The following is a 9984-nucleotide window of genomic DNA, read 5'->3' as shown; positions in this document are numbered from 1 at the left end:
GGCAAGGTCCAGATCCGACAGCCGCTGGGCCAGCGCATCCCGCATGATGGTGTCGAACTGCGCCTGCCCCAGCCGCTCGCCATAGACCTTGGCGCGGATGACCGAGGCCGCCGCCGGCGGTTCGGGGTGCGAGAACACGCCCCGCGCGCCGTCGCCTGGTTGCAGCGCGGCCCAAGCGGTGTCGGACAGCGCCGCCGCGTCAACGGGCAGCCAATCGCCGTCGGTCACTACGTTGAGCGAGGCGATGACCCACCTGTCGCCGCAGTCGATGCGGACCCGGGCCAGGGCGCGGAACCCTTCCGAGCGGCAGACATGGCAGTCTTCGTGCATGTAGACGACCGGGTGGCTGTAGGTGTCGATCCCGGCCGGCAACAGACGCAGGCTGTGGTCTTCGACGGTCATCGCGGGCGCTCCAGTTGAATCGTCTCAAGATGTTCGGGAACCCGCGCGTTCCAGCCCAGCTCGTGTTCGATGCGGAACCGCAGCGCGTCCGAGGCGTCGGGTTCGCCATGGGTGATGTAGGTCATGCGCGGTGGCTGCGGCGCCGCGCCCAGCCAGCGCATCAGCTCGTTCGCGTCGGCATGGCCCGAGAACGAGCCCAGCTGGATCACCTCGGCCTCGATCGGGAAATCCTTGCCGAAGATGCGCAGGTGATCGGCCCCCGCCGCCAGCGCCGCGCCACGGGTGCCGCCGGCCTGGAACCCCGACAGCAGGATCGCGTTGCGCCGGTCGCCGCCATAGCTGGCGACATGGTGCAGGATGCGCCCGCCCGTCAGCATCCCGCTGGCCGAGACGATGATCTTGGGATACGGGTTGGTGTTCAGCGCCTTGGACTCTTCCACACCGCGCACCCGATGGGCGATCTCGAACATGGCCTTGCAGTCTTCCCACGAGACGTGGTGCTCTTCGTGGTGGCGGTGGTAGATGTCGGTCGCGTCCGTCGCCATCGGGCTGTTGAGATAGACCGGAATGTCGGGGATCTCGCCCCGTTTGCGCAGCCGGGCGATGTGATACATCAGCCCCTGCGCGCGCCCCACGGCAAAGGCCGGGATCAGGATCGTGCCGCCGCGCTCGGCCACGCGCCGGATCACCGGGGCCAGCTCGTCCTCGGCCTTCGCCGCCTCGTGCAGCCGGTTGCCGTAGGTGGATTCACACACCAGCACATCCGCCCCGCCGAACGGCACCGGGGGCCGCATCAGCGGGTCGGTGTCCCGGCCCAGATCGCCGCTGAAATGCAGCACGGTCCCGGCGATGTTCAGCCGGATCTGCGCCGCCCCCAGCAGGTGCCCGGCCGGGATGAACTCGGCGGTGATCCCGTCGCCCAGATCGACCGGTTTGGAAAAGGGAACCGCATCGAACCGGGACAGCGCCGCCTTCGCCTCGTTGAACGTATACAGCGGCGTCGGGCGCGCGTGTTTCGAATATTTCTTGCGCCGCGCGTATTTGGCCTCTTCCTCCTGCAGGTGGCCGCTGTCGGGCAGGATCAGCCCGGCCAGTTCCTCGGTCGACGCGGTACAGATTACGCGGCCCGCGAACCCAGCGCGCACCAGCGCCGGGATATAGCCCGAGTGATCCAGATGCGCGTGCGTCAGCAGCACCGTGTCGATGCTGCGGGGCCGCACCGGGAAAGGCCTGCGGTTGCGCTGGCGCAACTGCTTGTAGCCCTGGAACAAACCGCAATCGACGAGGATCCGGCGGCCCGCGGCCTCGACGAGGTAGCGCGAGCCGGTGACGGTGCCGGTGGCGCCCATGAACCGCAGGGTCGGCGCTTTGAACTTGCTCATGGACTTCTCCTTTCTCCGGTGCGGCGCACCCTGTCAGGGCAGCACGACCATCTGGTGTCCTTCGCCCTGGATCGCGATCTCGCCCGAGGCTGTCAGGCTGGTCTGATCGACGATCCAGACCTTGGGTTCCGCCCGGCTCGACACCATCAGCTTGCCGGATTCCGGGATGGTCGTCAGGTGATAGGGCGCGGGCGACAGACTGGCCTCGCGCTGTTGGCCGGTGGCAAGGTCGATCGAGATCAAACGGTCCGTGCCCTTGGCGGCGACGAAGAGAACACCCTCGCGGTCCGACAGGCCAAGCCCGTGCAACTCGCCGCCGATGTCGTAGGTGTCGGTGACGGCGCCGCTGGCCAGATCCACGCGGTAGGCCTTGCCGCCGTCGCTGTCCGCCACGAAGGCGGCGCTGCCGGTGGCGTTCAACACAAGATGCTCGGGGCCTTCGCCGACCGGCATGTTGCGGGTCACATAGCCCTTGCCGACATCCACCTCGCTGAGCGTACCGTTGCCCGTGTTGGTGACATAGACCTTGCCCCCGTCGGGCGCGAACACGGCATAGTTGGGCATCGGCCCGGTCGGCACGAAGCCGCGGAAGCCGAGCGTTTCAAGGTCGATGATCGAGATCCCGTCGCCTGATGGATGGGTCGCCACCGCAAAGCGGCCGTCAGGGGACACGGCGGTGTGATGCACCGCGCCGGGCACCTCGATCCGCTGCACCACCTGGCGGGTTTCGGCATCCAGGACGGTGACCAGGCTCAGCCCCTTCTCGGCAGGCATCGCCGACGTGTCACGCTTGGCATGGTGGGCCTCGTGGTCATCCTGGGACATGCCTTCGGGCTTTGCCGGGGATGCGGCCTCTGCCCGGTCGATCTCGGTAAAGCTGCCGGCGACCAGGTATTTCGCGCCGGGTGCGCCGGCCAGCCCGTGGATCGCCTCGAGCCCCGGCAGCCGGCCAAGGGTTGCGCCGGTCTCGGGATCGACCATCAGGATCGAGTTGGCGCTGCCTTCGGGAATGAACACGGTCGCGGCCAGCGCCAGCGACGGCGCGGACAAGGCCGCAATGGACAGGGTTGCCGCCAGTCTGGACAGGGTCATTTGCTTTTCCTTTCGTCGGTCGGAACGGGCGCCTTGGCGGGCACGTGAAGAAAGATCCGGTAGATGAGGATCATCATGAAGGGTGTCAGAAGCAGGGTAAGAGCGATGGCCTTCATGGCCGTCTCCTTTCGGTCAGTTGGGATAGGTGCGGGCGGCGATGGCGTTGAACAGCCCTCCGAACAGCAGGGCGCCATACCAGCCATAGAGGAAGGCCCAGACCAGCCCGAGCAGGAAGGACGGCACGCTGAGCCAGGTCATACCCGGCATCAGGCCGATCCAGACCCCGTTCATGGCGTAATCGGGAAAGATCAGGTCAAAGCCCACGCACAGCACATAGGTGATGGTCAGGAACAGGCTCAGCGCCCAGCCCAGCACGACCACCGGCAGGCGGGGATGCGCGGGGGCGTCCTGCACCGGGTTAACCGGGTGCCCCATCACGCAGGGGCCGCAGGTCAGGCGCAGAACCACCAGCAGCAGAACTGCGGCAAGGATGAAGTAGAGATAGGTGAACATCGGAACATTCCTGAACTTGCGACGCCGCGAATTGCGGCAATCGGGCGGCCCGGAATGGTCCGGGGCCGCCGCCGGCCAAATTCAGGAAAGATTCGGTGGATGTGGCAGCGGGGGAACCAGGATCCCGGCAAGCGGGTCGCGCCGTTCAGGGGAAACGGCCGAAGAAACATGCATCACCGGCACTTCGGCTGCATCGCCGAGAACCACCGCATGGCACCCCGGGTGCACCGAACAGTCGAAATCCGCGCCTGGATCGACGCCATCGGACTGGTCCGGGCTATACGCCGTCAACTCGGCATGGGTATCGGGATGGGCGATCTCATGCCCGGCATGTGAGGGGAAGGCCGCGACCAGCATCGACACCACCAGCGCGCAAATCAGCAAGGCCCGCAGCCGACCGGCGGCCCGGGCCGCTGTCACCGCTGCGGATATCCATGCTGCGCGTGTCACTTCCGGTTTCCTTTCTGACGCGGCAGTTTAGAGCCGTTTTCCCTTTCCGCGTTGATCTGGCTCAAGTCCTTGAGCTGCGGACTTTCTTTCCCGCCACGCTTCCACGCAAGCCACAGCAGCGGCGCCCCGGTCAGCAGACCCAGGCCGATCACGGCCAGCCCGGCGCCGCGGGCCTCGGCCCCGGCAATCTCGCCGCCCAGATGGGCAAGGACAAAGCTGGCCGGCAGGATTCCCGCCAGGGTCGCCACCGCGAAACGCCACAGGTGCAGGCGGGTCAGCCCGGCGGCATAGCTGATCATGTCGAAGGACACGAACGGCATCAGACGGCTGGTGAACACCGTCACCATCAACACGTTCTGCGAGCCCAGCAATCCCATGTCCAGTCTTTCTCCAAACCACTTGCGCAGGGCGTCATGCCCCAGCCAGCGCGCGATCAGGAACGCGATCAGCGCCCCGAGTTCCGCCCCGATGGCCACCAGAACGGTGCCCAGCCCATGCCCATAGGCTGCCCCGGCCGCAACGGCGATGGGGGCGCTGGGGATCGGGCTGGCGACGACCGCGACCATCATCAGTCCGATCACCAGAAGCGGTCCGAACAGCCCCGCCCGTGCCACCCAATCGGCGACGGTTTCGCGCGTCAGGGCAACCGGGGCGGCCCCGGAAAACCACAGCCATGCCGCCACGGTCAGGGCAACCATCACGACCAGCATCAGGACGGTCCGCATCCGGTTCGGCCAAGTCTTCAGCACGCGCCCTCCTTTGGTGTCAGATCGCCTCGATCACTTCGCGCAGCATGTCGCGCACCTGCCCGGCCACGACCTTGAGCTCGGCATTGTCGATCGCCTGCATCGAGGCGACCGGGTCGATCGCGCTGACCTCGACGTCAGGGCCGATCTGCCGCAGGATCACGTTGCAGGGCAGCATGGCGCCCACGCGTGGCTCGATCCCGATCGCCTGATAGGCCATGTGCGGGTTGCAGGCGCCCAGAATGCGATAGGGCTCCATCTCGGCACCGATCTTCTTTTTCATCGTCGCGCTGACATCGATCTCGGTCAGCACGCCGAACCCCTTGTCGGACAACGCCTCACGCACGCGCGGGTCCAGGCTGTCGACGTCGGAGTTTTCGATCACGCGGGTCAGGGTATAGCCCATGTCTCTGCCTCCCGCTTACTTGGCGATGTATTTGATCAGCGCGATGATCGCCAGGACGACCAGCAGCCCGATCAGGAACATCCAGACATATCCGAACCCCATTCCGGCACCATAACCCATCATTTTGCAATCCTCCTTGTGGCGGGCGGCGGAACCGGGCCGACCGGCCCGGCCCCACGGCCTGCATCAGTTGTCAGCCTGCTCCTCGGCCGCGTCGTCGGCGGGCGCCGGCTTGGCGGGTTTCATGCCATGCTTGCGTGCCATCTGCTTGGCGCCCTTCTCGATCTCGCCGGGCGTCACGGCGCCGTCACCATCGGCGTCGAAATGCTGGAACCGGTCCACCATGGTTTCGCGGATCATGCTGGAATGCAGCGCCTCGAATTCTTCGATCGACAGGTTGCCGTCGCCGTCCGCGTCATGGGCCTGCATCCGGGCCTTGAGGCCTTCGGTGATCTCGGCCTGGCTCAGGCGGCCATCCTCGTCGGCATCCAGAACGGCAAGCCAGTTACCGCCCTTCATGCCGTGGCCATGCATGCCGCCCATCATACCCTGGCCGTGCATCTTCATCATCATCCGCATCATGCCGGCGTGGTCGCCCATCATGTCGCCGCCCATCATGCCGGGCATCATGCCACCCGGTTGGCCCTGCATCATGCCACCCTGCTGGCCCTGCATCATGCCGCCCTGCTGGCCCTGCATCATGCCGCCCTGCTGGCCCTGCATCATGCCCTGCTGGCCTGCATTGCCATGCTGGCCTGCGGCCAATGCCGGCAAGGCCAATGCGGTTGCGGCCAGAACCCCTGCGACCAGAGCAAACTTGCGTTTCATGACTTTTACCTCGCGGTTGTTTCGTTTCGATACCAAGCATATGGCCGCCGGAACCCGCACCACCACCCCCCTGCCCCGGCCGTTTTGTATCGGTTTGTCGCAAACCGCCCGCCTGATACAAAGCGTTACAAAAAAGCCGGGAATTGCCCGGCGGGCAGTCTTATGATCGCATCATGACCGAGATTCCGCACATCCTTGTCGTCGATGACCACCGCGAGATCCGCGACGCGGTGAGCCGCTACCTGGAAAAGAACGGCCTGCGCGCAACCGCCGCCCGCGACGCCGTCGAGATGGATGCCAAGCTGGCCGCCGGGCGGTTCGACCTGATCGTCCTGGACATCATGATGCCGGGCGAGGACGGGCTGTCGGTCTGCCGCCGCCTGTCTGCCGCGGGCGGGCCTCCGATCCTGATGCTGACCGCCCTGGGCGAAGAGACCGACCGCATCGTCGGGCTCGAGATCGGCGCCGACGACTACCTGCCCAAGCCGTTCAACCCGCGCGAGTTGCTGGCGCGGATCAAGGCCATCCTGCGGCGCACCGACACCACCGAGGCGACGCCGGGCGACCTGGCCGGCAAGCGGGTCGCCTTCGGAGACTGGGTGCTGGATGCCGACACCCGTCAGCTGACCTCGGCCGACGGCACGGTCGAGACCCTGACGACCGCCGATTTCCGGCTGCTGACGGCCTTTCTGCGGCGGCCCCGCGTGGTGCTGTCGCGCGACGAGCTGCTGGACCTCACCGCCGGGCGCAGCCCGCACCTGTTCGACCGCACCATCGACAACCAGGTCAGCCGCCTGCGCCGCAAGATCGAGGCTGACCCGACCCGGCCCAAACTCATCACCACCGTCCGGGGCGGCGGCTATTGCCTGTCGGCCGACGTGCGCGAGCTGGCCGGATGAAGGCCTTCGTCACCAGCCTGCGGGGCCAGCTGATCCTGCTGATCATCGCGGCACTGGCCGCGGCGCAGCTGGTCAGCCTGTGGTTGTTCGTCGATGAACGCGCGATGGCCGTGCACATGGCGCTGGGGCTGGAAACCGCCGGGCGCGCCGCCAATATCGCGCGGCTGATCGAAGAGGCTCCGCCCGAGCTGCACGACTCGATCCTGCGCGCGGCCAGTTCGCCGCTGGTGCGGTTCAGCCTGACGGACGCGCCAAGCGTCGATCACACCGGCCACCATGCCGGCGGCATGGTCGAGGGCACGATCCGCGGCATGCTGCCCGACCGCGAGGATCGCCAGATCCGGGTCGAGCTGCACGAGTTCTCGCCCGACATGCTGCCGCTCGAGGGCATCCCCCGGACGATGGCCGAGATGCACAGGGCGATGATGCGCGACCAGATCTCGGCCGTGGAAATGCAGCTGTCGATCGCACTGAACACGGGCCAGTGGCTGAACGTCGATACGCGGTTCCACAATCCGCCGCTGCAATGGCCCTGGCTGTCCTTCGTCAGTTTCGGCCTGACCGCCGCGCTGATCCTGGTGGCGGTCGTCTGGTTCCTGCTGACGGGCCTGACCCGACCGCTGCGCCGCCTGTCACGCGCCGCCGACCGGTTCGGCCGCGGCGAAGAGGTCGAAGAGCTTGCCGCCACCGGTCCGACCGAGGTGCGCGACCTGACCGAGGCCTTCAACCGCATGCGCGACCGCCTGACCCGCTATGTGGCCGACCGCACCCGCCTGTTGGGGGCGCTGGGGCATGACCTGCGCTCGCCGCTGACCGGGTTGCGGGTGCGCGCCGAGCTGGTCGAGGATGACGAGACCCGCGAACACCTGATCGAAACCATCGAAGAGATGCAGGAGATGGTCGACTCGACCCTCTCCTTCGCCAAGGGCGTGGCCACGCGGGAACCCTCGGTCGAGGTTCCACTGGGGGATTTCACCGCCGAGATTGCCGACGACCTGGCCCGCGCCGGCAACAGCATCACGGTGACGGTCCGGGACAACCCGCTTGTAACCGTCCGGCCGATGCTGCTGAAGCGCGCCCTGCGCAACGTGATCGAGAACGCCTGCCGCTATGGCGCGCGGGCCGAGGTGACGGTCACCCGCGCCGGATCGGATGCGGTGATCCGGGTGCGCGACCACGGCCCCGGCATCCCCGAGGACATGCTGGACGCGGTGTTCGACCCCTTCGTGCGGCTGGAAACCTCGCGCTCGCGCGAGACCGGCGGCACCGGGCTGGGCCTGTCGATCGCCCGCACGGTCATCCAGTCGCATGGCGGCGACATCGTGCTGGAAAACGCCAGCGAAGGCGGGCTGTGCGCCACGATCACCCTCCCGGCGACACCAACCGACGGCTGACGCCTGCCCCCCTGCCCGCGATGCGATATTTTCCCGCTTGACCTTCCAGTGCTGGAATATTTTAGCCAGCGCTGAAGACCCAAGGAGACCACCCCGATGACGATTCTGAACGTTCCCGACATGAGCTGCGGCCACTGCAAGGCCGCGATCGAAAAGGCCGTTGGCGGCGTCGATGCCGCGGCGCGGCTGGAATTCGACATGGACAAGCGCACCGTCAGCGTCGACAGCAACGCCCCGCTCGACAGCATCCTGGCCGCACTCAAGGCCGAGGGCTACGAGGCGACCACCGCCTGACGGGCGGGAACGTTCCGACATCGTGGAATGCCCCCCCAAAGGCCGCGATGGCTGTGGTGGCGGTCTTGCGACAGACGGTCCCCATCCTTGCAGGCGGGCCGTCAATAAACATTTCACATTTGGAATGTGAAGGCGTATCACTCTGTGCGATGAAGTAGAGAGAGAGCGCTGGACATGACAGCTGACAGAAAAACACACTGGGACACCGTCTATGGCGCGAAGTCCGAGGACCAGCTGAGCTGGCACCAGGATGACCCGGAGGTCTCGCTCGACCTGATCGGGCTGGCCGGCGTGACGGCAAAGTCCTCGGTCATCGACATCGGCGGCGGAACCTCGCGCCTTGCAGGCGCCTTGCTGGAGAAGGGGCTGCGCGACGTGACGGTCCTCGATCTGTCGCCGGTTTCGCTGCAGGCGGCCCGCGACCGGCTTGGGCCAGCGGGCGACGCGGTGACATGGATCGCCACGGACATCACCCAATGGACCCCCGATCGCCGATACGACCTATGGCATGACCGGGCCGTATTTCATTTCCTTGTCGACCCCACGGACCGCGCGGCCTATCTGGATACCCTTGCCCAAGCGGTTGTGGCCGGGGGACATGCCATCATCGCAACCTTTGCCCCGGACGGACCCGAGACCTGCAGCGGTCTTCCGGTTGCGCGGTATGAATCCGGCCAGATATCCGAAATGCTCGGAAACGGTTTCGCATTGGTTGCGGACCGCCGCCACGGCCATCACACCCCCTGGGGTGCGATCCAGTCTTTCCAGTACAGTCTGTTCCGGCGCCTTGGATAACGCACATCCGGGCCCGGATCGATACCGAGGACGAAGAGCACGTGCGGCGCAAGCACTCATGCGCTTGCGCCACTGCTTCAGCGGTTCTCACGAACGGCGCTGATCAGTTGCTCCATCTGGGCCTGCTCAATCAAACCCGGCGCCAATGCGTCACCGATCACGAAAGACGGAGTACCCGTGAACCCAAGACCGCGCGCAAGGCTCATCGAGACCTGGATATGCGCGTCCACTTCGGGGGCGTTCATGTCGGCGCGCAGTTTGTCTTCGTCCAGCCCCAACGCGCGGGCCGCTTTCATCACGCTCGCCTCGTTCGCGCGGCCATTCAAGCCCATCAACGCCCAGTGGAATTCTTCGTATTTTCCCTGATTTCTGGCCGCCAGCGCCGCACGCGCAGCAAAGACCGAGCCCTCACCCAGAATCGGCCACTCTCGGTAGACGACGCGCACGTTTCCATCGCCTGCGATGACTCCTTTGACGATCGGCGCCGCACGTTTGCAATACGGGCAGTTGTAGTCGAAGAACTCCACCACCGTCACATCGCCGTCCGGGTTGCCGATGACCGGCGCGTTCGGGTCGCGCTCCAGCAGGTCGCGCTGCTGGTCGAGCACGGTTTTGGCACCCTCGGCCTTGGCCTGCTCGTCGCGCTGGCGCAGGATCTCGACCGCCTGCATGACGATCTCGGGGTTCTCCAGGATGGCCTCGAGCGCCAGCCGTTTCACATCCGCCTCGGAGAGGTCCTCGGCACTGGCCGCCACCGCGCCCAGCGACATCACCGCCGCCAGC

The 9984-nt window shown here is 66.4% G+C and carries 12 protein-coding genes and 1 pseudogene; 4 read left to right on the top strand and 9 right to left on the bottom strand.

Annotated features, from left to right (window positions below; translation table 11 throughout):
- From F3H26_RS14595 to F3H26_RS14560, 8 genes and pseudogenes are all read right to left on the bottom strand, one after another.
- Nucleotides 1–402: pseudogene (locus tag F3H26_RS14595) on the bottom strand (thymidine phosphorylase); the annotation flags it as partial.
- The gene (locus tag F3H26_RS14590; protein ID WP_149776746.1) at nt 399–1784 is read right to left on the bottom strand and encodes an MBL fold metallo-hydrolase RNA specificity domain-containing protein; all 1386 of its coding nucleotides are present in this window, start codon (nt 1782–1784) and stop codon (nt 399–401) included. The pseudogene F3H26_RS14595 and the gene F3H26_RS14590, both read right to left, overlap by 4 nt.
- Before the next feature lie 33 nt (nt 1785–1817).
- Entirely contained in the window at nt 1818–2876 is a 1059-nt protein-coding gene (locus F3H26_RS14585) for a YncE family protein (RefSeq protein WP_149776745.1), read from the bottom strand.
- A gap of 132 nt (nt 2877–3008) precedes the next feature.
- Nucleotides 3009–3389 (bottom strand): hypothetical protein, encoded by a 381-nt coding sequence (locus F3H26_RS14580; protein WP_085869364.1) that lies wholly within the window; start codon nt 3387–3389, stop codon nt 3009–3011.
- An 81-nt stretch (nt 3390–3470) separates the two neighbouring features.
- Nucleotides 3471–3839 (bottom strand): hypothetical protein, encoded by a 369-nt coding sequence (locus F3H26_RS14575; protein ID WP_149776744.1) that lies wholly within the window; start codon nt 3837–3839, stop codon nt 3471–3473.
- Nucleotides 3836–4588 carry a TVP38/TMEM64 family protein gene (locus F3H26_RS14570; RefSeq protein WP_223162522.1) on the bottom strand — a complete coding sequence of 251 codons (753 nt, stop codon included), beginning with the start codon at nt 4586–4588 and terminating at the stop codon, nt 3836–3838. The genes F3H26_RS14575 and F3H26_RS14570 overlap by 4 nt, the downstream gene beginning before the upstream one ends.
- 16 nt (nt 4589–4604) lie before the next feature.
- Nucleotides 4605–4991 carry a DUF302 domain-containing protein gene (locus tag F3H26_RS14565; RefSeq protein ID WP_149776743.1) on the bottom strand — a complete coding sequence of 129 codons (387 nt, stop codon included), beginning with the start codon at nt 4989–4991 and terminating at the stop codon, nt 4605–4607.
- Between the two features lie 186 nt (nt 4992–5177).
- Entirely contained in the window at nt 5178–5819 is a 642-nt protein-coding gene (locus F3H26_RS14560; RefSeq protein WP_223162521.1) for an EF-hand domain-containing protein, read from the bottom strand.
- A gap of 173 nt (nt 5820–5992) precedes the next feature.
- On the opposite strand from F3H26_RS14560, the gene F3H26_RS14555 reads away from it, so the two are divergent.
- The 4 genes from F3H26_RS14555 to F3H26_RS14540 all read left to right on the top strand — a co-directional run bounded on the left by F3H26_RS14555 (nt 5993) and on the right by F3H26_RS14540 (nt 9201).
- Nucleotides 5993–6718 (top strand): response regulator, encoded by a 726-nt coding sequence (locus F3H26_RS14555; protein ID WP_149776742.1) that lies wholly within the window; start codon nt 5993–5995, stop codon nt 6716–6718.
- Complete coding sequence (locus F3H26_RS14550; RefSeq protein WP_149776741.1) at nt 6715–8112, top strand: ATP-binding protein; 1398 nt, start codon at nt 6715–6717, stop codon at nt 8110–8112. The genes F3H26_RS14555 and F3H26_RS14550 overlap by 4 nt, the downstream gene beginning before the upstream one ends.
- A gap of 96 nt (nt 8113–8208) precedes the next feature.
- Nucleotides 8209–8406 (top strand): heavy-metal-associated domain-containing protein, encoded by a 198-nt coding sequence (locus tag F3H26_RS14545; RefSeq protein ID WP_149776740.1) that lies wholly within the window; start codon nt 8209–8211, stop codon nt 8404–8406.
- 174 nt (nt 8407–8580) lie between these two features.
- On the top strand, nt 8581–9201 hold the full coding sequence (locus F3H26_RS14540) for a class I SAM-dependent methyltransferase (protein ID WP_149776739.1): 621 nt from the start codon (nt 8581–8583) through the stop codon (nt 9199–9201).
- 77 nt (nt 9202–9278) lie between these two features.
- Here the strand turns inward: F3H26_RS14540 and F3H26_RS14535 are convergent, their stop codons facing one another.
- Nucleotides 9279–9971 carry a DsbA family protein gene (locus F3H26_RS14535; RefSeq protein ID WP_149776750.1) on the bottom strand — a complete coding sequence of 231 codons (693 nt, stop codon included), beginning with the start codon at nt 9969–9971 and terminating at the stop codon, nt 9279–9281.
- Between the last annotated feature and the right edge of the window lie 13 nt (nt 9972–9984).

Source organism: Ruegeria intermedia, assembly GCF_900129345.1.
Lineage (GTDB): Bacteria > Pseudomonadota > Alphaproteobacteria > Rhodobacterales > Rhodobacteraceae > Ruegeria > Ruegeria intermedia.
This window is presented reverse-complemented; position numbering and strand designations above follow the sequence as displayed.